Below are 24,226 nucleotides of genomic sequence, written 5' to 3' on the forward strand. Positions count from 1 at the left end.
TGATCTGCCTCCCGAAGCCTCCAGATTTTCTAAGCCATGAGTTCAATTAAAACAAAGATCACCTTAATGGCAGTCGCCGGTACGCTTTTAGCCACGGTCGGACTGACACTATTTGCCAATCAACAAAGCAGCCAATTAACTAGCGATCTATCTGCAGCATCCTATGAGCTATTAATAGATTCTGCTAAAGAAGCGCTGTCATTGGAGCTGGTTGAACTTGCCCAGCAGACTCAAGTGCCTTTTGTTACTGCGATCAAATCATCGCGTGACTTAGCAGGCTACTTGGCAATGACTCGGGAAAATATGCAGCCAGGCGAAGACCGTCGGACAGAAATTCAACAGCAAGTTAAGCAAATGCTGGCGAACAACCCTGAGTTATTCGGTACCTATACAGGCTGGGAAGCTGGTGCACTAGATGATTATGATGGGCTTTACGCTAACCAAGGTGCGGAAAAAGGGTATGACGCTAGCGGCAGATTCATTCCACTCTGGGTGAAAGACAATGGCAATTACGCACTAAGCATTCTGGAAAGCTATGAGGATCAAGGTATTAATAGTCAAACCAGCCAGCGTAATGGTGAATTCTATCTATGCCCTAAAGATAGCAAGCGCAGCTGTGTGGTTAACCCATCCAGTTGGACCATTATGGGCAAGCAAACCTTACTAACATCTATCACCAGCCCAATTATTAGCCAAGGTAAATTCTTAGGTATTACCGGCGCTGATATTTCTTTAGATTTCTTGGGTAGTTTAGCGACCAATGTAGCTAAAGATCTTTATGATGGTTCGGGCTCAGTTGTTATCGTCAGTAATAATGGTGTTATTGCTGGCGACCGAAAAAGCCAAAATATCGGCAAACGTTTTAGTCAGAGTTATTCAAATATTTCCCTGAATAAATTAGGCGTGTTTTTCGACCAAGACACTTTTACCGCAGTTGGAAATATCGATCTTGGTTATCAGCTTCAGCCATGGAAAGTGGTTATCACCATTCCATCACAAGCAATATTGGGCAAACTACAACTGTTAGAGAAAGAAGTAGCAGAAGATCTCAGCGCAGCAAAATATCAAATGATGATGATGTCGCTATTCATTATTGCCGCCTCTGCGGTCGTGCTTTGGTTGGTATCTGCCAAAATTGCAGCGCCTTTAATTGCTACCGCAAAAATTCTTGATCGGGTAGCTAATGGTGATTTAACACCTCGAGTACCGGTTAGTAGTGAAGATGAAGTGGGTCAACTTGCTAAATCTTGCAACCGATTATTAGATAACACTCAGCCTTTAATCCGCCAAGTTAAGCAATCTAGTAGTCATGTCACTATTCAAGCTGATGAATCTTCTGTCATCGCCAGCCAAACTAGTGCTGGTGTCCGCCAACAACAACAAATGGTTGATCAGTTAGCTGCCGCAGCTAATGAAATGTCGGCAACCGCACATAGCGTGGCGCAAAATGCCAGCCAAACTTCACAGGCAACGGCCGATACCCAAAGTCTGGCGGTCAACAATGCCCAACAGCTAGAAACCACCACCCAATCGATTGAAGCTTTGGCAGAAGAATTTCGAACCACTTCTGATGTCATTCAATTGCTTGAGCAAGACAGCCGCAATATCCATTCTATTCTTGATGTGATTCGAGGCATTGCCGAACAAACCAATTTATTAGCACTAAATGCTGCGATTGAAGCCGCGCGTGCCGGTGAGCAAGGTCGTGGTTTTGCAGTGGTAGCTGATGAAGTGCGTAGCTTAGCGAACAGAACTCAAGAGTCTATTTCAGAAATCCAGTCAATGATTGAGCAGATAAAACAACGCTCAAATCAGGCAGTAACTGCGATGGAACAAGGCTGTAGCCGTGCGGTAGAAAGTGTTGACCATGCTAATAGCGCTAAAGCTGCATTAGCAGAAATGCTGCTTTCAATTGAAAAACTGAATGATTTGAATACTCAGGTTGCCAGTGCCGCAGAAGAACAAAGTAGTGTTGCTGAAGAAATGAGTCGCAATCTGACGCCAATTGTCGATGCCGCTAACGAAGCTGCTGACGGTTCAGAGAAAGTCATTGTTTCTAGCAGTGAATTAAAAGCGCTGGCTGAACAATTAACCAAACTGGTTGATAGATTTGTTGTCTAGCTTAACCTGAGTTAAAAATCTTGGTTGGACTCGAAAAAAATCCCCGCTGCATTAAATAATGCAACGGGGATTTTTTTAATAATTCATGGGTTAGGGGCTAATAAATTTAACATTTCCCCGGACATTGTAGATTGATGAACACTAGCGAAATCGGACATCTAGCGATGTGTTCCAAAAGTGTCTGATTGTGCTGAAAGTTTATAAAATCTACGCGTAACATAAAGTTCTGCGCTTCGATGAACAAGGTATTTATTATATTCAAGACCCTTATACCGCTAACCTTTAGATCCATTGGAAAAGCTGGCTAATAAGTTTTTCAAATACTTTCGCAACGATTAAAAGCTCTCGAGAGCTTTTATCAACAAAGTTAATTAAATGTTTTTTCCAAAATATCAGTCAATTGTTGTAACTGGGTACGCGGATCTTCTTCGTTTAACAATGACTGTTTTTGATCATCAGAAAGCGGTAATACTTCAGCCACTCGAAATACCATCCAACAAGCATCATCACACTCTTGTGGTATTTCCATATTTTTCTGCAACAAAGCTTGCTGCAATAATTCAGTCAAACCTTCAAAGCCTTCTGGAATAGGCATTTTTGGGGCTTCAATCCATTCAACATCTGCTCGAATTTGTAAGTCTTCCTTTCTAGCCCAGTTTTTAATAATTTTAAAGCGACGACCGCCGACCACGGAAATACCTAAAAAGCCATTTGGCAAACTGTCCCAATTAAAAATTCTGGCACTACAACCTATCTGATGGACACTTGCTGGTGCGCCGGTTTCTTCACCGCTATCAATGAACACCACACCAAACTCACGGTCTTCACGCAAACATTCACTTACTAGACTCAGATACCTCGGCTCAAATACTTGCAGCTCTAGCTGGCCACCAGGAAATAGAATACTTCGCAGGGGGAATAACGGCATGTCCAGCACTTGCGTTTTATCTTTCGATTGCTTTTGATCAGGCTTCTGCTGTGCCATAACACAGGGTCTCACTTTCTATCTTTGATAGTTGATTATTGGCACTGAAAGGAAAGTCTGCCAGTTGCAGTAATCGATTTTGAAGATTCTTTACGCGGGCTCATTGAATAATCAATCCGATATTTGTCGCATAGTAAGTTGTGTGTAGTACTGAGCTTCAAGCGAGCCACATCCATTGATGGAGTTGTGGCTCAGCTTAAAATGGAGAACAGCAGCGAAAGCTACCGTTAAAAATCAATTTATTAGAGAGGCTTACTTTAATACCAAGCTTTATTATTTGCCCCAACGCTCAGTTAATTGGTGGGGCACTTGTAGATGATCAAGAATTCGTGCAACGACAAAATCTATTAAATCATCAATGGTTTTCGGCTGATGATAAAAACCAGGGGCTGCAGGAATAATCACCGCACCCATTCGCGTTAATTTAAGCATGTTTTCTAGGTGGATTTCTGAAAACGGTGCTTCCCGCGGTACGATAATTAGCTGCTTTCTTTCCTTAAGCATTACATCGGCAGCACGTTCAATAAGATTATTACTAGCGCCGGTTGCAAAGGCTGACAAACTACCGGTTGAGCAAGGACAAACTACCATGGCTCTTGGCGCATTAGAGCCACTGGCGACTCGTGAAGTCCATTGCTGCTTGCCATAAAGCTGCAGCAATTCTGGCTTAGCTTGGCTAGCTGGCATTTGCTGTGCTTGTTGCATTAACCAGCTGGCAAAATCTGCAGGCTTGGAAGGCGGCGCCGGATCGACTTCGGTGGCAATAACTACTTTTGCTGCATCTGACATCATCAAATGCACTTCAATGCCTTTGCTTAGCAAGCATTGAATCAAGCGGATGGCATACTGGGCACCTGATGCTCCGGTAATCGCTACCGACACGGCATCAAGTGCTGAAAGGTGTTGTTGCTTGAGCATGCGTGAAAAACAATCCATTTATGATTTGTGAGCTGCCCAGATTGTATACCCAAACCACTTCAAGATGCAGAATTCAGCTGGAATTTGAAACGTTTCTAAGCACAGGTTCATCGTTCCAGACTGAACCTAAGCACTTACATCCATGTAGGCGAGGCATTGATTGAATACTAATGGCTAATGGCTATTCTCTTTTCAAAATCCCCCCTTATCAAAATCAAAGAGGAAGCATAAAACGCTCTTAAACCAGCCTTCATGTTAATTTCATTGAAAAGCATGCGTCAAACCGCTGTTAGCAACAAATATCACGATATCAAAAAGTGGCCGAGTATGCCGTCGAGCTAATGTAGCTGCACCATCTGAAGATCGACTTAATTTAGCTTCTTGGAGACCCTCCATTACATCGGCTAATTCAGTAAAAGTAATTGCTTGACGTTTTATTTTGATTGAAATGTCACCCGTGGGTTCATCTGAAATAACTAGGTTGATTTTTTTAGTTTTATGAAAATATTTATAAAATCCATACCCTTTGACACTAGCAAGAGCGACAATTCTTCCAGCGCCAACCACTGCATTAATAATTGGAGTAGCAGACACAGGCAAGTAATCAACCGTTCCTTTTGCTAGATAGCTTAATGTGTTCTTTTCTTTTTTATATTCTGAAATGTTGACATAAATACCCGGAATGAGACTTTCTTTTTGAGCAGAAAACAATTTTTCATCCTCACCTTCAGTTGTTGTCACAACAACATCTGGCATTCTTGAAGATGCTGGGTTTCCGTGTTCATCTTTGCAATTACAGATAATGACATCTGCTGTACGCTTCATTAGAGCGATAATGTCATCGACTCGGCCATGAAACTTCATATCATATTCTATAGGTGTTTTAAGAACGGTAATGACTCTTCCAATGGAATCGTGCAAACAAACTCGTGAAACATTATATCCATCTGCACTATCTTTTTTATTTATTATTGGCATGATTCCTTTAAAGTGCCGGTGTGTCCCTGAAACTGTTTTCCATTCGTGAGCCGATGCGGTCTTCTGATGATGAACAAACATTCTTCCAGACATATATTCCCCCAAAGTATCTTTTTCAATCAGATATTATTCATATTTTCTTTGAGGTTTTTTTACTTGCCAGTGACAATCAAGTCAATACTGTAATTTCGTGATATTTTAATAATTTATATCACCTTAAACCCATGGCAAAAATCGCCTTACGCTTTTGAGGTTGATTGGCAAGCACTCGGGGGGTACATTAGTTTTTTCTGCCTTTAAAAAAACACAGTAATTCAACAAAACTTAATTATTGATGAAGCGCAGATTAATTACACCAGAAGGTAATTCACTTTATATCAAGCACTTAATTTAACTATATGTCAGCATAATTTTTTTAACACTTGAAGCATTAAGCACTCAAGAATCGTCACAAACAATAAAATATATGCTTTTTTTCAAAGGGCTACGTGTATCGTAAAGAAGGAAAGCTGAGAAGCAATACGTGAACCGCATCACAAAAAAAAGAGGATTATAAAGATAACGTGGTAAATGTTAGAAAAGTATGATTATAAAAAAAGGTAAAGAAGCGAGTGCTTGTTTACCTTAATCTAATAATAAACTGATGGTTTTTTATATAGTAATCACTTGACTCAAACCATCGAGCAATTTCTGGTGAATACCACCAAAGCCGCCATTACTCATCACTAAAATCGCATCACCTGGTTGCGCCAGCTGACAAACTTTCTTAACTAACTCATCAACTTTTTCACTGACTTCAACCGAAGCCAAGTCTGACATATTATCTTGCAACGACCAGTTAATATTATCTGGTTGAAATAAAAACACCGCATCAGCTTGCTGTAAACTGCCCGCCAAAGTGTTTTTGTGTACACCTAATCTCATAGTATTTGAGCGGGGCTCTAACACTGCTAATAACCGCCCTACTTTATTACCATTGGTTTTAGCTCGGCTATTTAAGCGCTGCTTCAAACCATCAATAGTGGTTTCGATTGCACTCGGGTGATGGGCAAAATCGTCATAGACTTCAATTTGCCTAATCGTGCCGCGTAATTCCATACGCCGCTTAGGCGCTTTAAAACTAGCAAGCGACTGAATGGCTTGCTGTGGACGAATGCCAATATGCCGAGCCGCCGCTAATGCAGCCAATCCATTTTGAACATTGTGTCGGCCAAATTGCTGCCAGCTAACCTCGCCGACTAACTCACCATCACACCACACTTTAAATTGACTGCCATCGGCTTGCATCAATTCAGCGCGCCATTGGCTGGAGTCAGAACCAAAGTATTCCACCTCACTCCAACATCCGGCTTCTAATACTCGAGTTAGCGCTGGGCCACCGGCTTTCTTTTCTGCTGCAACAATCACTCGGCCTGTGCTGGGCACAATTCTCAGCAAATGCTGAAACTGGCGCTCAATCGCCGCTAGATCAGGGAAGATGTCGGCATGATCAAACTCAAGATTGTTCAGAATAAGGGTACGCGGAAGGTAATGAACAAATTTAGAGCGCTTGTCGAAGAAAGCACTGTCGTATTCATCGGCTTCTATAACAAAGAAATCGGATTCACCCAACCGGGCTGACACATCAAAATTACCCGGAACACCACCAATCAAATAACCCGGATTAAAACCAGCATCTTCCAATAACCAGCTCAGCATACCCGATGTAGTGGTTTTGCCATGGGTGCCAGCCACCGCCAATACCCAACGTTTTTGTAACACGGTTTCACTCAGCCATTGCGGCCCAGAAATATAACGAATCCCACGCTCCAAAACATATTCCACCGCCGGGTTACCGCGCGATAATGCGTTGCCGATAATCACTAGGTCAGGCTCAGGATCCAGATGTTCGGGCTTGTAACCAGACATTAACTCAATACCCTGGGATTCCAACATGGTGCTCATTGGCGGCCAGACACCGGCATCACTACCACTTACTTCATGCCCAAGTTGCTTGGCTAACACTGCCAAACCACCCATAAATGTACCGCAAATGCCTAAAATGTGGATTCTCATCGCTATCCCTATTCGATCCGTGAGGTTGTTTTCAACAAGCAATCAATAGCGAATAGCTTATACCCAAACCACCTTAAAATGCAGGGCTCAGGTGGAATTAGAAACGTCTTTAGGCACAGCCTTATAGTTCCAGACTGAACCCAAGCGCTTAGATCCATGTCAGCGAGGCATTGATTTAAAGCAATAGTCATTCTCTTATCAAAACTGCTATTCATTCCTTAAAATCAATCGCGCAGCATAGAACGTTTCTAGGCTTGCGCTTCGGAGATGAAATTCACCCATTGAAGTGATGTGTGCATTAACTCTTAGCCTGCGCTGGTGGGGATTTATTCAGGTTTTCTATCTCAAATCGAGATGACAATCTGATGAAATGTTGATGAATAGTTGCTGACAGATGACAAGGAATGCATGATTTTTTTATGTTGTTGCAGTATATTGCCGCCCATCATCTCCTGCGCAGAACTTTGATAATGTCAGTAAAAAATGCATTTTATGCCCAGTCAGGTGGCGTAACAGCTGTCATCAATGCATCAGCTTGTGGCGTTATAGAAACAGCCCGTAAGCATCCAGATAAAATCGGTAAGATCTTTGCCGGCAACAATGGAATTTTGGGTGCACTGCGTGAAGAGCTGATAGATACCAGCCTAGAAACCGCTGAAGATATCGCCGCGCTAAAGCATACGCCCTCCGGCGCCTTTGGCTCCTGCCGCTACAAACTAGCTTCCCCGTTACAAGACATCGCGCCTTACCGTCGCTTAATTGACGTGTTCAGAGCGCATGACATCGGTTACTTCTTCTATAACGGTGGTGGTGACTCCCAGGACACAGCACATAAAGTCTCGCTGCTGAGCAAGGAAATGGGCTATCCGATTACGTGCATCGGTATTCCTAAAACTGTCGATAACGATTTACCAGTGACCGATAACTGCCCAGGCTTTGGCTCCGTTGCCAAATATGTCGCAGTATCGATTCGCGAGGCCAGTTTCGACGTTGCTTCCATGTGCGAAAACTCTACCAAAGTATTTTTGTTAGAAGTCATGGGCCGTAACGCAGGTTGGGTTGCCGCCGCAGGCGGATTAGCTAGCCAGAACCATGGCGAAGCACCACATATTATCCTGTTCCCGGAAGTGCCATTTGACCAACAGCGCTTTTTGGAAAAAGTACAAAAAAGCGTTCAGGATCACGGCTATTGTTCAATTGTCGTTTCTGAAGGTGTCCGAACCGATAGCGGTGAATTACTCACTCACTCTACCTCATTTGATGCCTTTGGCCACATTCAGCTTGGCGGTATTGTGCCGACAATTGCTCGAATGATTAAGCATGAGCTGGGTTACAAATATCACTGGGCAGTCGCTGACTATTTGCAACGCTCCGCACGGCACATTGCTTCGGCAACTGATGTTGAGCAAGCCTATGCAGTAGGTAAAGCCGCAGTAGAATTTGCCATGCAAGGTAAAAATGCTGTGATGCCGGCCATTGTTCGTGAATCTAACCACCCTTATAAGTGGTCAATTGGCGAAGCCGCTTTGGCTGATGTAGCAAACATCGAACAAAAAATCCCACGTGATTTTATTACCGAAGATGGTTTTGGCATTACCGAATCTTGCCGGGAATATTTATTGCCATTGATTCAAGGCGAAGACTACCCGCCATTTAGAGACGGCATGCCTTATTACGTGGTATTGCAGAATAATTTGGTAGAAAAGAAAATTCACGACCCGAGTGCGGCTTGGTAGGGTAAACAAGAGAAATCACGTTTAAATCAAAGCCGCATTCATTATTTTGAATGCGGCTTTTTTAGTTGGTATTTATTTTTAGCTGAAACGTCCCTGTGTCTGTGTTCCTGCCATTCCCTTGCGGGAATTAAATAGGCGCAGCAACAAAACTAATACCCCCTCCACATCAAGCAAGCTATCTAAATGGCTTAGCACCCTTGCTCTTGCAGTATTTCAGCACTGTCAGTACTGCTTTATATTGCATTATGTATCTTTATCTGCGCGTCTAATGCGCTCAATTACTCAGCCTTTGGATATTATTCTTCTTGATAACGATAAACTGAAGCGAAGAGCTAGATACCAAAAGTCAACCAAAGCATTTGGGGGTTTAGTTAAAAATCAAGTACTACTCAATGATCTCCGACCTTGCCGGAGATCATTTAATATATTGAAATGCCTGTGAAATGAATAAATTCGATCATTTTTCTTTTTTTTCATTGTTCATCTATTTTCATTGTTCATCTATGTATTGCAGGATCAGCTGTAATTTTGTTGTATCTTCACCTGTGCGCCTGATACGTTCAATTGCCCAATGCCTAGTCATCTCACCTGCTTGATAGCGATAAGCTGAATAACGTTGCGGCCCTGGTAGCGACTCAATCGCTTCGTTTAAAGGTAAATTAAATATTGCTAATTCAGGATGTAAAATCTCTACGCGATTCAATCTTTGTTCTAGAAGTGCAATTATCTCGGATGCTTGGTGATCAATACAGCTGATAGTTGGCGTTACGTTTGTTGATACACCCTCCAAAATATCCCAATCGATATAAGACAGTTCGTTCAATAAACCTTGTACAAGATTATCGCCTGTATAAGTGAATCTATATGATTGACCGTCTTCTGGCGTTATATCGTAACTTGCATTGATCTCATAACTAACGAGGGGTGATTCAAGTTGAGATAAGTTTATCCCAGTTAATCCTACAGTACGTGCACTACCATCTTCAAAATTAAGTGTCACACTGGAACTAACAGAATCAATAAGTAAACCTTGTGATGGCGACAAATGAGTGACATATTTTATAGCGATGATTGGAGCTTCTGTATGCACGAAAAAAATTGGAACATTCGCTAAAATGTTTCTTTGAACGCGCCAAACATCTTGTACAGGTGGTGTAACCAACGCGCTTGTATCTACCCCGGCATAGTTTTCAATGTTGCATGTGTATCGTGCTTGGCCATCTTCTTGCGCTTGCACTGCTATTGCGCTTAAAAGCAGAGGCAATGCTAATAACATTTTTTTCATTTTTACTTTCCTTCAATTTAATACACATGAAACCATAGTATTTTTTCATTAAAACAAGTCAGCTTGCTAAGAAAATTGAAAACTATTTAATTCAATCCAGTCAAATTATATAATTTCAATTTAAAAGCAAACTAATAAACTAAAGAAATCACACCAATAACACTGCGCACCAGTGATCAATTAAAAACCTAAAGCTTTACTCTCCCTTCAAATTTTTAATTCTCGTTAACAACGCAGGCACTCCACTGAAAGATACTCTTTAGAAAACCAGTTGTCTTTCTGCTTTTTATTGCCGTCTATTTTTATTGTTCGTCTATTTTTATTGTTCGTCTATTTTTATTGTTCGTCTATGTATTGCAGAATCAGTCGTAATTTTGTTGTATCTTCGCCTGTGCGTCTGATACGTTCAATTGCCCAATGCTTAGTCATTTCACCTGCTTGATAGCGATAAGCTGAATAACGTTGCGGCCCTGGTAGCGATTCAATCGCTTCGTTTAGAGGTAAATCAAATATTGCTAATTCGGGATGTAAAACTTCTAAGCGATCTATTTTTTTTGTAACAACTGTTAATGGATCTGGTATTTTATGATCAATACAACTGATAGTTGGCGTTACGTCTGTCGATACACCATCAATAATATCCCATTCAATATTAGGTAACTCGTTTAATATGCCTTGGACAAGATTATCTCCCGAGTAAGTGAATGTATAAGATTCGCCATCATCAGGCACGATTTCAAAACTAATGTTGATTTCATAACTAATCAGCGGTGATGCAAGTTCAGATATCTCAATGCGATCTACCGCTACGGTTTGTGCAGTGCCATCTTCAAAATTAAGGGTTACACTAGAATTATTAAGGTTAATTGATAAACCCTGCGATGGTGACAAGTAAGTAACATGCCATATAGCAATAAGGGGATTTTGAGCATCGACTACCAGCCACGGGACGTTTCTAATAATGGGCTGACTAACATACCAATGTGGGGTAGGAGGCCCTGTCAGGCTACTTGTATCAATACCAGCATAGTTTTCGATGTCGCACGAATATCGTGCATGATCCGCTTGTTGCGCCTGCACTAAACCCGCACTCGCAAGCAGCGACAATGCCAATAATTTTTTTTTCATTTTTACTCACCTTCATTTTAATGCGCATGAAACACAGCAATTCTCTTTAATTTTTAAATAGAACAAATCAACTTACCCGGAATATTAATGTTCATCGCATTCTGCCCAACCAAGACAAGTCAAGCCATATAATTCTAGATTAAAAGTAAACCGATAAACTAAATAAATTACGCCAACAATACTGCTCATTCGCAACCATTGAAAAACATAACGTTTTGTTTTCTTATCAAACTTTAATAACCGCCAATAGCACTGACGATTTATTGAAAGAGGTGCTCTTTGAAAATTAATAGCCTGCAATGTTTTTTGACGTTACAAGCACAACCAACATTAAGCATATAATTACATCAGCTTTTTTAGATATTACTGACTACTCAAACGATACAAGCATTATTTCGATAACAATGCACTCCATACATTTAACCGAAAAAGATTTTTATTACATTACCATTTGTAATTTAATTCTTTTTTCACTTCACGCAAGATATGTTCGATTACTCAATACTTAGATATTGCGCATTCTTAATAACAATGAAATAAATAACGCCCTGACTCTATTATAAATTTTATAGCTTCACTTAAAGATAAGTCAAAGATTGTTAATCTAAGATACAAAATATCTAAACGGTTCAATCATTGCTCTTTTAGGTCTACTAAAGCCAGTGAATGGTGATTGAAACTGATGGCTGGTTAAATTTAGTATTAGCGGTACTTTTAAAAATACTGACAGGTAATCATTATTTAAATAGTCAGCTTTCTGGAATATCGATTCGTACTCCCCCCGAAAATCAATCATTAGCACATCTCATAAAATCGTAATTAATGAGCTATTTATTGATTTAAAAACAGATTTCTATTTGCTTCAGAGACTTAAATTAACTCCAAAGGATTTTTTCTTATTCGCCTATGAAAGCGATCATGCTGTATCGAAAAGAAGGGATATTAGATCTGTGGATCGGTTTATTGACCGCACTGCACGCTGAATAACAGCAATTGAAAATAGTCAGGGCTTTTTAAAGATTGATGATTCGCGCTAGAAGATTGAAGGGACGGATTTACCGCAAGGCAGTCAGGTTAAGATTATTGATTATCATGATCCAATTGATTTAGCTGGAACTCGTCACCCCAAGCAAGGAAGTGTGTGGATGCACGGATTAGGGCGACGCAGGGTGCTAAAGCCAGATGCAGGAATCCAGCTGCTATGGATAGCAAAGCTGCAAGTTGGTATTTACTTTTAGGTGAAACCTCCCTGCGGCTGATTTCCCGCCATTCCCCAGCGGGAATGACGGGTGATTAACAAAGTATCCGGTAGATTTTGCCGAACGGTTACAGTTAATTATTTAGTGCCAAGCCTGCTATTCGCCAAAGCAGCCTTGATAAGCCGATAATATTTGCTGGCGCTCAATCACGCCCACCACCTTGTTCTGAGCCACCACCGGAAAACTATTTGGCAAGCCTTGGGCACTTTTACTAATCCGTGCACTTAGCGACACCGCATCGTAATCGAGTAAAATACCACTGGAACTGACAGGGAATACGGTTTTACTTGCTGCAGTCATTTTTTCTGCAACTAGGTGTAGTGAGTCACTTTCATTTACTGTTGCAACTTGCTGCTGCATGACATCGGCAACCGATGCAGTGATCTTATCTTCAAAATCATGCAACCATAAAACGCCTAGCAGATGCTCTACCGATATTACGCCGAGTAGGTTTTTCTGTTGATCAACCACGATGCCCTGCGGTACTTGTTGCTCCAGCATTGTTTTTACTGCCGAGGCTAATGTTTGGTTCTTACCTAGAAATAGTGGCGTTTTTACCATCAAATCTTTTACTGTTTTTGCTGATTTCATTTTTTACACCCGAATTTAAATTTCAAAACTGTCGTAACAATAATTTACAACCGAGTATTTCCATTAGCCGTGATTTTGTTGTTAGTAGCGCTACTAGCAGCAGTACTACCCAATAGCTTTTGATAACCCAAGCCAACCATGCAGGCACCACCCAAAATATTGCCAATAGTAACGGGGATTAAGTTACTGAAAACGATATTAGCTATGGTCAAATCAGCAAACTGCGCAGCCTGAAGATTCGTCGCTAGCCAAAAGCTTTCTGGTGCCCATTGAACTAGGCAATAAGCGACTGGCAGCAAAAACAAATTTGCGACGCAGTGCTCAAAACCAGTAGAGATAAACAGCGCCACCGGCATAATTAGCAATGCCGATTTTGTTAACGGATCTTTACTACTGAAACTCATCCATACAGCCAAACAAACCATTAAATTGCATAGCATGCCCAGCACCACAGCCTGTATAAAATCATGATGGATTTTATGCTGTGCAGTGGCCAGCAAAGTGGCACCCCACTGGCCATTATCCAACTGATAAAGCCCACCGAGCATGACTAAAATGACGAGAAAAAATGCACCTAGCATATTGCCTAGATAAACCAAGCCCCAATGCTGTAATAAACGAAAAAATCGGCATAACCCTCTTGAATAAGGCACAATTGACAGTACCGAACTGGTAAATAGTTCGCCGGAACAAATAACCACCAGCACTAGCCCTAGGCTAAAAACAACACCGCCTAGTAAATGCGAAATACCCCATGGCAATGTTTGGCTTCCGGTCATTACGGTAATATAAAAAACAAAGCCCAAACCTATAAAACAACCTGCACTCGCAGCCAAACCCAGCGTGACAGCAACAGGATTGGCCAGTTTTTTTAGACCATACTGGTTAGCAGTTTCAAGCAATTCATTTGTAGTTCCCATAAAAGCTGCCATTAAAACACCGCATATAAAAAACAACCGTCCTGATTAAATCCAAATCCAAAAACAATACTTATTCCAATATTGCCAATGATTTTCAGGAGGCGACCCTTGCCAACTTTTACTGCTAGCAGCCATCAGATGACAACAACCAAGGTATGGCGGCCAAAGCACTAAGTAAAATTTAAAAAACTTAATCTTTGATTCAATTATTTTGATACTGGATGTTGCGCCAAATCCTTCTCTGGCTGGTGTGATGGGTGTAAGTTATTCACAAGGTCTGAGCGCGCCACCCGATATATTACCGGCGAAGATTGCGTTTAAATAAACATCTGAAATGGGTTTTTACCCGCAAGCATTGGATTTTATGAAATATTCGCTCAAACAACTGGCTGTTTTTGACGCTGTAGCCTCATTAGGCAGCGTCAGCTTGGCTGCTGATCACTTGTCGCTGACCCAATCCGCTACCAGTATGTCGTTATCGCAGCTGGAAAAGCTGCTCGGACAACCTTTATTTGAGAGAAATGGCAATCGGTTGCTGTTGTCCCATTGGGGACAATGGCTTCGCCCTAAAGCCAAGCACTTACTTAGCGATGCTCAGGAAATCGAAAGAGGTTTTGTTGGCCAGCAATTGATTAGTGGCGATATCGACCTTGGAACCAGCCAAACTGCGGCAGAACATTTGGTGCCAAAACTCATCAGTAAAATTGATAGAGACTTTCCCGAAGTACGAGTGAATATTAAGGTGCAAAATAGCGGCTGCATTTTACAGGGTGTGATTAATCACCAATATCAGTTGGGTATTATTGAAGGTCGATGTGATGACAGTCGATTAACCCAGGCAACTTGGTGTTATGACCATCTGGTGATTGTATCCAGCTCACACCACCCTTATGCCAGTTATGAACACATTAGTCTGGCGCAACTGGAACAAGCTAGTTGGGTGTTGCGAGAGCATGGTGCGGGTACTCGCGAGATTTTTGATACTGCAATTCATGGCTTGATCGATCGTTTGGATGTGCGTCATGAATATGAGCAGGTATCTATATTGCAGGCGCTGGTTGAAGATGGGCCTTATATTAGTTGCCTGCCCTATTTTGATGTAGCCAGTAAAGTAGCTGAAGGCAGATTGACTTGTTTATCGGTTCCGGAATTAGATATGCGACGCCGATTAAGTTTTGTCTGGAGAAGCGATAGCCCAGACCACCCAATTCGAGAGTGTTTAATGCTCGAGGCAAAACGGCTACAGCGGCAAAATAAGCATCAATAAAATTGAATTCGCCTGAGATAATTCAAATAGCAGATACAAAATCGGCAAGCCTATGGCTTGCCGATTATCTTCCCACCCATTCTTTCTTTTTTGTGCTGCCAAAATTGATAACTTTAATTATTACAGTGGTAGCTATACTGCTTCAGGCAAGCGAATCCCCCCCCGGGAGATTTGTTCTTCTACAAAGGCCTTCCAATCTACTAACACGGCTTCAAAGTCTTCTAAGCCGCAGCTAGCAAAAGCTTCCATATCATATAGTTCCAGATCTTCTGGAATGGCTTCTTCACAAAAGCCATTGCCTGCTGAAATTTCAGCATCAGTTCCGGACAATTGCAGATGATACTCCCTGCCAGTTAGCTGGTAGCTCCAGGCAGGATGGTTTCGGTGTTGTGCAATGCTCACCAACAACCGTTGCAACAAATCTAAATCTGTTGCTAATTCATCATTGAGCCAATGCCCCAGCACTTCATGCCCCATAGAAAACCGGGCTTCAGGCTGGCCAGTAATACTGGTTTGAAATCGATAATCCACTTACTTGCTCACAATAAGTCTCAATACACGCTTCTAATTCTAATCCCAACCGATTTAGGTTTTAAGAACTAATCGACAAACTGACTAAGCAAAAGATACTCAGTAGATAAAAGGCAGCAGATCAGTTATCAATTGCAAACAAGAAACCAACTTTAATTAATCAAATACAGTAGGTTATAAAAAAACCTGATGAAACCATTTAAAATTTGACAAATTAGTTAAATTAACCATCTATCAAATTATATTTGGTTGATTAATAAACTGGTTTATATGATTGCACCAAATAAAGGTATTGATGAAAATGAAGAATATAAAATTAAAAGCCCGAAGCCTTTAGGCTTCAGATTTAATCACACAGTAAATCAAATAAAATGACGATTATTCCACCACAATTCTGGGTACTCGCGGGCTAACACCGGTCAACAAGGTGTAACTAATGGTATCTGCCCAGGTGGCAATTTCATCAACCGGCAAACCTTCTCCCCATAAACGAACTGGGTCTCCTATATTGACTGCGCCTAACTCCGTCACGTCAACGGTAATCATATCCATCGACACTCGCCCTGCTAGCTTGGCTCGCTGGCCATTGACCAATACCGGTGTGCCAGATTTAGCGTGGCGCGGATAACCATCACCATAACCAATCGCCACAGTAGCTAATTTAGTCGGCTGGGTTGCTTGCCAAGTTAAGCTGTAGCCACAAGATTCTCCCGGTTGCAGGGTTCGCACTGCGATTACCTGAGAATCTAGATTCATCACTGGTTTGAGCCCCAATTCACTGGCTGGAATATTTTCTTGCGGGGATGCGCCATACATCATAATACCCGGCCGCTGCACCGAAGCTCGGCTATCTGGCAATCCAATTAATGCAGCAGAATTGGCAAAGCTAAGTGGCAAGCCAAGGGTTTCTGCCAAAGACAGTACCAAGTCTAATTGCTGTTGATTCAACGGATGATCTGGTTGATCGGCACAAGCAAAATGACTCACCAGTACTTGTTGGGTTTTCGGGCTATGGGCTTTTAATTGCTTAGAAGCCTGCGTCAGTTCTTCAACCGACATACCTAACCGATGCATTCCAGAATCTAACTTGAACCAGACTTGTTCTAGTTGAATATCGCTTTCTAAAAACCATTGCAGCTGATGTTGCTGATGAATCACAGGAATAAAGTTTTGCTTGTGGCAAATAGCGATTTCTCTGGGAGAGAAGATCCCTTCTAGCAAAACCACCGGGAGCTTTAAACCACCATTATGCAAAACCAGCGCTTCTTCCATGCAGGCAACTGCATAACCATCGGCCAAATTGTTCAAACCACGGGCACAATCCAACATGCCATGGCCATAAGCATTGGCTTTCATCACAGCGAGGGTTTTAGCATTTGGCTGCAGTTTTTTAGCCAGCTTGAAGTTGGCCCTTAATGCACTCAGATTGATATCTGCTTTTAACGGTCGAAACATGCGGGAGAACCCTACAGCAACAAGAGAAGCCACAGCCTACCTTGGCCTGAATAGAATCGGTAGCCCAGTAAGATAAATTGGCACTTTGATGGATCAGCCGATCACTAGTAAGACAACTAGAACTACGGCTGCTGAATCAGCAATCACATCGTCTCGCTAAAAATTTGATAGCGCGGGCTAATGCTGCAAGCTCAAATACTTTAAGTTGCCATTTACTTCAATCCTAAAAGAACAACTAGCTAATATTTACTCTAATCAAGCAGAAAGCCCCTTTGTTTTGCCTGCTTATTACTGGCTTTCGCACTGCTTAATTTTTGATTGTTCGTTAACCAATTAACACTTTCTGCCTAGCTCCACACTCACTAATAACATGAACATTATTAATTGGCGGGTTTTTGTTATGCAAGCCTTTTACGATCAACCTTCATTTGTTGGATGAAATAATCTCAGTTGCGACAACAAGCTACATGAATTGTTATGAATATACATTTACAAGATCATAACCCCATAAAACAGATAATTTTAAAGGGAAAATAGTATGACTGACATTGAAAAGCTAAGCGCTACTGAGACAGCTCGTTTAATAAGAGAGAAGCAAGTTTCTGCTGCAGAAGTAATGCAATCTACAATTAATAGAATTGAAAAAATAAACCCTAAATTAAATGCATTTATTTTTACTTCATTTGATGAGGCAATGGAAAACGCACGACAAGCAGACAAAGTGCTAGCCCAAGGCGACGTTCTTGGGCCATTGCATGGCGTACCTATTGCCATGAAAGATTTATTTGATTTTAAGCCTGGCTGGCCGAGCTCATTAGGCGGCATCCCGCAGCTCAAAAATAATATTGCTGAAATTAAGTGTGGGTTTGTCGAACGAATGGAGTCCGCTGGCGCTATTTTTGTTGGAAAAACGAATAGCCCTGCTATGGGCTATCGAGGGACAACAGATAATGTCGCATTTGGCCCTACATCAAACCCTTTTGACACATCAAGAAATGCAGGAGGATCATCCGGTGGCTCTGCAGCCGCTGTAGCATCTGGCATGGTGGCACTTGCCGAAGGGACTGATGGCGGTGGTTCTATTCGCATTCCCGCAGCTTGGACTAACACGGTAGGATATCGAGCATCTGCTGGCCGAACCCCTCTTTTAGTTCGCCCCAATGCTTTTGCAAATACTTTGCCATACATCTTTGAAGGTACTATTACACGAAATGTAGAAGACGCCATTCTCTCGCTTGGAATTTTACAAGGCGCTCATCCAGGTGACCCTAATTGCCACCAGTTAGTTAATGATTTTTCTGATGCAGCACTGCGCGGCATTAAAGGAATGAAAATTGGCTTTAGCCCCAATTTAGATGTATTCCCTGTAGAAAACGAAGTATCACAAGTTATAAATGAAGCAATTAAAGTTTTTGAAACTGCCGGTGCTCATGTCGAAGAAATAAAAATAGGCTTACACCGCGATCAACGTGAATATAGCGATGTTTGGTGTCGTTTATTCGTACCTATTATGCGACATAGCTTCCAAGCAATTAAAGAAAGTGGCCTAGATCTACTATCAAAAGAAAATCGTCATGGATTGTCTCCAGACCTACTGAGGTGGGTAGAAGAAGTTGGGCCTGGATACACTGCAGATGATTTATATAAAGATTTATCAATTCGTAGTGAAGTTTTTGACGCTTATCAAGCTACTTTTTCTAAATATGACTTAATTATTTCTCCAACCGTCACTGCAATGCCTGTTAAAAACACTAATGACGGAAACACTAAAGGCCCTAGCCAAATCAATGGCATCGATATAGATCCTTTAATAGGCTGGTGCCCAACTTTTTTAACTAATTTCACAGGTCATCCTTCAGTTTCAGTCCCAGCGGGGCTATCTGCTTCTGGCTTACCAGTCGGCTTGCATATTGTAGGTCGTCGTCAAGCAGATGGTGATGTACTAGCTGCATCAGCTGTTTTCGAGCGATTACGCCCATGGGTGCAGCACTATGCCCGCATCTCACTATAGGCATTTAATTACAGTGCAATAATTAGCTGTAAATGCCAATAAAATGGCTCATTAACTTTTCTGAAAGAGATGATTATGAAATTTTTTAAATCTTCTTTAAAATCACTAGTTTTTATCAGTATATTTTTTCTATCTGGGCTTGCTAATGCAACTGACATAGCAGAAGTTACTATTGATAAAATTCGCGCGACTGCCTCTGACAGTTGTCATTCAGGAAGACAATACAGAATCGCCTACAGCCATTCCGTATCAGAAGTCGCTATTGTAAAACAAGTTCGACGTTTTGCTGATTTACGCGCAAAATCATTAGGTTGTGTCAAAGTACTTCATGACAACACCCAATCTAATAATCTTGAACAGCAGATTAACGCCATCCAAGGATGGATTACATTAGGCGTAGATGCGATTGTTGTTTTGCCCATTGAACCTACTGCACTGCAACCATTAAAACGTCGCGCACAAGCTAAAGGCATTAAATGGCTTACATATCTAGGGCAAATGGAAGGCAGCGATGGTTTTGTTGGCTTTAACCATGCACAGTCAGGACAAATTGTCGCTCAAGCTGCAGTGGACTGGGTAAAAAAGAATCGAATAAGCCACCCTAAAGCTTTAGTTACCAGTTTAACCCCACTTCCTTCATTATCCCCTCGTTGGACTGAAGTCGTTAGAATTTTTGAGAAAAACAATATTAAAATTGTTACCTTACAAGATGCGGCAGACCAAACAACAGGCCTAAGAGTTGCAGAAACAGTTTTACAGCAGCACCCTGACTTAGACATTATTATTGGCATGACTGATGACGCTGCAGTGGGCGCACTTCGAGCACTTAAATTAACAAGAACAAACCCATCAAAAGTTTTTATTGGTGGCCAGGATGGTTCGCTTGAAGGATTATCTGCCGTTAAAAAAGGAGGTGCATATCGAGCTTCAGCAGCAATATTAATCAATGAATTAGGCGCAAACATCGTCGATTTAGCATTAAATGCTATTCGTGGAAAAAAACCAAGTTTTGCTTACACCCCTACTGTTTTAGCAAGTAAATATGACCAAGATTTACTACAACAGCTTTTGAATAATTATTCACGCTGATCCCTAATTTGACACGGAGATTTATCATGTTTCTCAAGGTCAAAAATTTAAAAAAATCTTATGGTTCAGCAGCTGTATTAAAAGGTGTCGACTTAGAAGCGCAGTCAGGCAGCGTACTCGCTTTTCTTGGTGCAAATGGAGCTGGGAAATCTACGCTTCTTGGTTGTATTTGTGGCGCTCAAGATGCGGATACGGGCGATATTTTGATTGGAGAAAAATCATTACGTGGCTTAATGCCTAGAGAAGTTCAAGATCATGGCGTTGCCATGATCTACCAACATTCTCAAGCTTTCGAAGATTTAAGCGTTACAGAGAATATTTTTCTTGGGCGAGAAATTAAGATTGGCCAAAGAATAAATCATAGTGCACAAAAAAAAATAGCACTTGAATTACTGACACGCCTCGGGGTCGATAACATCGACCCTAGCGTCGATTTAAAAAAACTAGGTGTAGGCGAAAGAAAAATAGTTGAAATTGCTCGCGCTCTTATGCTCAAGCCAAAATTTTTGATCCTTGATGAACCCACCGCTTCACTTTCAGATAAAGAAGCGAAAGCACTGCATAAAGTTATTCAACAAGCTGTTACAAATGAATGCATCGGTGTAATTTATGTGACGCATTTTCTTGATGAAATTCACAAAGTTGCAAATAAAGTCACCATACTTCGAGATGGGAAGATTTTGTGGACCCAACCGGTCGAGGATGTTTCAATTGAAGATTTAAGCGATGCGATATCGCCAAACAATGATCTTACGAGCTTTAAATCAGGGAAAAATACGCGTGATCATTCAAACAGGCTAGTTATTAATGACTTAAAAACTTCCTTCGTTGGGCCAATAAATTTCTCTCTCACGCCTGGTGAAATACTTGGCATATATGGCCTGATGGGCTCAGGCCGCACAGAGTTACTTGAATGCTTGGCCGGTGCATCAACCAAAAAAGAAGGCACTCAATCACTTAATGGCAAAGAAAAAAATTACTCATCTCCTAGGTCTGCTTTATCTGATGGCATAGCGCTGGTTGCAAGCGATAGAAAAGAACAAAGTTTATTTTCAAGCTTTACTGCTGTTGAAAACCTAGTCATTCCACATTTGGGACAAACTGTATTTTCTGGCTTTTTTAGAAGCTTTGAAAAAGAAAAACATTCTTTTGAAAAAGTAGCAAAACTTTTAAATATTCAACCACCAGATCCCAACTTGCAAGGACAAAGGTTTAGCGGTGGCAATGCTCAAAAAATCATGGTTGGTCGTTGGTTAATCGATGATTCTGGTTTACAAGTATTGCTTTTAGACGAACCGACTCAAGGTGTTGATATTGGAGCTCGTTTTGAGCTTTACCAAGCATTGGTAACTTTAAAGCAATCAGGAGTATCGATTATCGTAGCTTCTTCAGATGCCACTGAAGTTTGTCAATTATCTGATAAAGTTTTGATTTTAGGTCGAGGTCAGCAAGTCGCCCTCATCGACAATCCCCATAGCGAAGAGCACCTGATAAAACTTGCCCATAAGGCTGAACATAATACTCAAAATTGCGATGCAGGGTTAGAAAATGCAGAGTTAAAAGCAGGAGTGATGCAATGATAAGCGATACATCCGAACAAAAAAAAATGTTTAATCTTGGGTTAAAACAAACAAGCAACTGGTCAGATATTGCTATAACCGCAGCGCTTCCTGTAGCTATTGCATTACTTGCATTGTTTTTTTTCATTAACGTTCCAGTTTTTATGACAATAAATAACTGGATTGCTATTTCAGTTCAAGTTTCAACAATCATGACCATCGCAATTCCATTCGCACTATTGCTAATGGCTGGAAAGATTGATTTATCGGTAGGTTCTAATCTTGCTCTTTGTGGCGTAGTTGCAGGTCTTGGGTTTTCTGACTTGGGAATATTCAGTGCAATTATTCTTACCTTGATCGTGGGAACAGGTGTTGGTGTACTAAACGGCTTACTGGTTTCTCGGTTTGATATGTCTCCAATTATCATAACATTAGGTACTTTAACTTTAATACGCGGCGTCGCACAATGGCTTGCACCTCACCCGATATTTGGATTTCCTGAAGATTTTTTAATTATTGGTTACGAGCGTATTTTAGGCCTGCCAATTTTAACTTGGATTATGCTTGCCGTCATAGCCATGGGTGCGGCTGTAATGGCTTTTTTGCCAATAGGCGCACAGATCATTGCTTTAGGCGTAAACCAGCGTGCAGCTTTTCTGATTGGGCTTAGAGTGAAAGGTATCGGGATTCTCTTGTATGCCGCGACGGGATTTTTTGTTGCAATTGCAGCTTTAATGAGTGTTTCACGCATTAATTCTGCACCAGCAGGAACATTAGGCGTAGGAATAGAACTTAGCGTTCTAACCGCTGTACTACTTGGCGGCGTTCCTTTTAATGGCGGAAAGGGTTCTTTATTTAGAGTTGTTTTAGGTGTTTGGCTGCTGGGCATGCTATCGAACGGTTTGATTTTAATGAATGTTCCTACAGAGTTAAGCTTGATGATTACAGGACTAGTTCTCATTGTGGCCGCCTGCTTAGATCGTTTACGCACAAAGTAAAGTTAACGCGATACGATTCAAGGAATATTCGACTGGCAACTTTCTGAACTGTAGCAACCTAATAACTCAAGACATTGCTCTAGGTGATAAGTGATGATTCATCACCAAATAACACCTTTCACTTACAACTGAATTCAAGTTGGCTCTTTCGCAAAATCAGTGAGTCAATAGAACCACTTTTAGATACAAAAAAAAGCATCTGCCTAGCTAAAGTGATTATGCGAATAACCCACTAAGGCCAAGCAGATGCTTATTCAAGCTATCCTCAATAAATGCCATAAATTCAAATCTTCTGTTTATCGAAACGCTCGTATGCTCGAAAAAGGTGTTCGTCAGATCATCGAGGTAGATATCGTTCCTAGAGCCAACAGCAAGCCTGTTTGCAGTGACTGTAATCGATCTGCTGCTCGAGATATTCGACGCTTTGAATTTATTCCCATATGGTTTTTTTCAGTGTTTTTTTGCTACCAAATGCGCCGCGTTAATTGCCGCCAATGTGGTATCAAAAGCTGGGCCAACTATTCACCAAAGAACATTGGTTCAGCTGAAATCTAAACGAGTCAGGATCTAACTCCTGACTCGAAAAAGTTAAAATTAATGCGCCAATATCTGACTCAAAAATAACTTAGTACGATCTGACTGGGGATTATCAAAGAATTCATGGGGCTCATTTTCTTCAATGATTTCACCTTCATCCATAAAGATCACTCGATCAGCAACCGTTTTTGCAAAACCCATTTCGTGGGTTACACAAATCATGGTCATGCCTTCTTTGGCCAGTTCAACCATTACATCAAGCACTTCCTTGATCATTTCCGGATCGAGTGCTGAAGTGGGCTCATCAAATAACATAATCCGTGGATTCATGCACAGGCTTCTAGCAATCGCGACTCGCTGCTGCTGGCCACCAGACATTTGCCCAGGATATTTATGAGAATGCTCTTTTATTTGCACTCGATCCAGATATTCTAGCGCCATTTTTTCGGCTTCATCTTTAGGCATTTTCTTTACCCAAATCGGTGCCAATGTGCAGTTCTCTAGCACGGTTAAATGCGGAAACAAATTAAAGTGCTGGAACACCATGCCCGTTTCCTGGCGAACCTGATCAATATTTTTCAGGTCGTCATTCAAGGTAATGCCATCAACAATAATGTCGCCTTCCTGATGCACCTCCAAACGGTTAATGCAGCGAATTAATGTCGATTTTCCTGAACCAGAAGGCCCACAAATAACAATTTTTTCGCCACGTTTTACCGTCAGATCGATATCATGCAATACATGGAACTGTCCGTACCATTTATTGAGTTTATTTATTTCAATTACCGGTGATTCAGACATAA

General features: G+C 41.4%; 19 protein-coding genes. 8 read left to right on the top strand and 11 right to left on the bottom strand.

The annotated features are described in order from the left end of the window. Positions 1 to 36 precede the first annotated feature (36 nt). Complete coding sequence (locus DC094_RS18450) at positions 37 to 2,121, top strand: methyl-accepting chemotaxis protein (protein WP_116688602.1); 2,085 nt, start codon at positions 37 to 39, stop codon at positions 2,119 to 2,121. 367 nt (positions 2,122 to 2,488) lie between these two features. Here the strand turns inward: DC094_RS18450 and DC094_RS18455 are convergent, their stop codons facing one another. The 4 genes from DC094_RS18455 to mpl form a co-directional block, all read right to left on the bottom strand. Continuing rightward, positions 2,489 to 3,106: an LON peptidase substrate-binding domain-containing protein gene (locus DC094_RS18455; protein ID WP_116688603.1), complete on the bottom strand. Its 618-nt coding sequence runs from the start codon at positions 3,104 to 3,106 to the stop codon at positions 2,489 to 2,491. Positions 3,107 to 3,379: 273 nt separating this feature from the next. After that, entirely contained in the window at positions 3,380 to 4,024 is a 645-nt protein-coding gene (locus DC094_RS18460) for a UbiX family flavin prenyltransferase (RefSeq protein WP_116688633.1), read from the bottom strand. A gap of 261 nt (positions 4,025 to 4,285) precedes the next feature. After that, entirely contained in the window at positions 4,286 to 5,095 is an 810-nt protein-coding gene (locus DC094_RS18465) for a hypothetical protein (protein WP_133245617.1), read from the bottom strand. A gap of 558 nt (positions 5,096 to 5,653) precedes the next feature. Continuing rightward, positions 5,654 to 7,057, bottom strand: coding sequence for a UDP-N-acetylmuramate:L-alanyl-gamma-D-glutamyl-meso-diaminopimelate ligase (mpl, locus tag DC094_RS18470; RefSeq protein ID WP_116688605.1), 1,404 nt, complete (start codon positions 7,055 to 7,057; stop codon positions 5,654 to 5,656). Between the two features lie 470 nt (positions 7,058 to 7,527). Between mpl and DC094_RS18475 the strand changes: the two genes are divergently transcribed. Next, a complete protein-coding gene (locus tag DC094_RS18475; protein ID WP_116688634.1) occupies positions 7,528 to 8,793 on the top strand; it encodes a 6-phosphofructokinase in 1,266 nt (421 codons plus the stop codon). Positions 8,794 to 9,283: 490 nt separating this feature from the next. Here DC094_RS18475 and DC094_RS18480 read toward each other — a convergent pair whose 3' ends face one another. The 4 genes from DC094_RS18480 to focA all read right to left on the bottom strand — a co-directional run bounded on the left by DC094_RS18480 (position 9,284) and on the right by focA (position 13,988). After that, positions 9,284 to 10,078, bottom strand: a complete 795-nt coding sequence (locus DC094_RS18480; RefSeq protein ID WP_116688606.1) for a hypothetical protein — start codon at positions 10,076 to 10,078, stop codon at positions 9,284 to 9,286. A gap of 336 nt (positions 10,079 to 10,414) precedes the next feature. After that, on the bottom strand, positions 10,415 to 11,206 hold the full coding sequence (locus DC094_RS18485; RefSeq protein WP_116688607.1) for a hypothetical protein: 792 nt from the start codon (positions 11,204 to 11,206) through the stop codon (positions 10,415 to 10,417). 1,355 nt (positions 11,207 to 12,561) lie between these two features. Continuing rightward, the gene (locus tag DC094_RS18490; protein ID WP_116688608.1) at positions 12,562 to 13,056 is read right to left on the bottom strand and encodes a CBS domain-containing protein; all 495 of its coding nucleotides are present in this window, start codon (positions 13,054 to 13,056) and stop codon (positions 12,562 to 12,564) included. A gap of 44 nt (positions 13,057 to 13,100) precedes the next feature. Then, the gene (focA, locus tag DC094_RS18495) at positions 13,101 to 13,988 is read right to left on the bottom strand and encodes a formate transporter FocA (RefSeq protein ID WP_116688609.1); all 888 of its coding nucleotides are present in this window, start codon (positions 13,986 to 13,988) and stop codon (positions 13,101 to 13,103) included. A 352-nt stretch (positions 13,989 to 14,340) separates the two neighbouring features. On the opposite strand from focA, the gene DC094_RS18500 reads away from it, so the two are divergent. Then, positions 14,341 to 15,243: a LysR substrate-binding domain-containing protein gene (locus tag DC094_RS18500; RefSeq protein ID WP_116688635.1), complete on the top strand. Its 903-nt coding sequence runs from the start codon at positions 14,341 to 14,343 to the stop codon at positions 15,241 to 15,243. 132 nt (positions 15,244 to 15,375) lie between these two features. Here DC094_RS18500 and DC094_RS18505 read toward each other — a convergent pair whose 3' ends face one another. Next, positions 15,376 to 15,774 (bottom strand): YacL family protein, encoded by a 399-nt coding sequence (locus tag DC094_RS18505; RefSeq protein WP_116688610.1) that lies wholly within the window; start codon positions 15,772 to 15,774, stop codon positions 15,376 to 15,378. A gap of 378 nt (positions 15,775 to 16,152) precedes the next feature. After that, entirely contained in the window at positions 16,153 to 17,229 is a 1,077-nt protein-coding gene (alr, locus tag DC094_RS18510; RefSeq protein WP_116688611.1) for an alanine racemase, read from the bottom strand. Between the two features lie 538 nt (positions 17,230 to 17,767). On the opposite strand from alr, the gene DC094_RS18515 reads away from it, so the two are divergent. The 5 genes from DC094_RS18515 to DC094_RS18535 all read left to right on the top strand — a co-directional run bounded on the left by DC094_RS18515 (position 17,768) and on the right by DC094_RS18535 (position 23,441). Further along, positions 17,768 to 19,240, top strand: coding sequence for an amidase (locus DC094_RS18515; protein ID WP_116688612.1), 1,473 nt, complete (start codon positions 17,768 to 17,770; stop codon positions 19,238 to 19,240). A gap of 75 nt (positions 19,241 to 19,315) precedes the next feature. Beyond that, positions 19,316 to 20,329: a sugar ABC transporter substrate-binding protein gene (locus DC094_RS18520; protein ID WP_158527388.1), complete on the top strand. Its 1,014-nt coding sequence runs from the start codon at positions 19,316 to 19,318 to the stop codon at positions 20,327 to 20,329. Between the two features lie 26 nt (positions 20,330 to 20,355). Next, positions 20,356 to 21,909, top strand: coding sequence for a sugar ABC transporter ATP-binding protein (locus tag DC094_RS18525; protein ID WP_116688614.1), 1,554 nt, complete (start codon positions 20,356 to 20,358; stop codon positions 21,907 to 21,909). After that, positions 21,906 to 22,886: an ABC transporter permease gene (locus DC094_RS18530; RefSeq protein ID WP_116688615.1), complete on the top strand. Its 981-nt coding sequence runs from the start codon at positions 21,906 to 21,908 to the stop codon at positions 22,884 to 22,886. The genes DC094_RS18525 and DC094_RS18530 overlap by 4 nt, the downstream gene beginning before the upstream one ends. Before the next feature lie 246 nt (positions 22,887 to 23,132). Further along, positions 23,133 to 23,441, top strand: coding sequence for a hypothetical protein (locus DC094_RS18535; protein WP_116688616.1), 309 nt, complete (start codon positions 23,133 to 23,135; stop codon positions 23,439 to 23,441). A gap of 39 nt (positions 23,442 to 23,480) precedes the next feature. Here the strand turns inward: DC094_RS18535 and DC094_RS18540 are convergent, their stop codons facing one another. Further along, positions 23,481 to 24,224 carry an amino acid ABC transporter ATP-binding protein gene (locus DC094_RS18540; protein WP_116688617.1) on the bottom strand — a complete coding sequence of 248 codons (744 nt, stop codon included), beginning with the start codon at positions 24,222 to 24,224 and terminating at the stop codon, positions 23,481 to 23,483. Positions 24,225 to 24,226: the final 2 nt, after the last annotated feature.

Origin of the sequence: Pelagibaculum spongiae, from assembly GCF_003097315.1 — a bacterium.
Taxonomy (GTDB): domain Bacteria; phylum Pseudomonadota; class Gammaproteobacteria; order Enterobacterales; family Pelagibaculaceae; genus Pelagibaculum; species Pelagibaculum spongiae.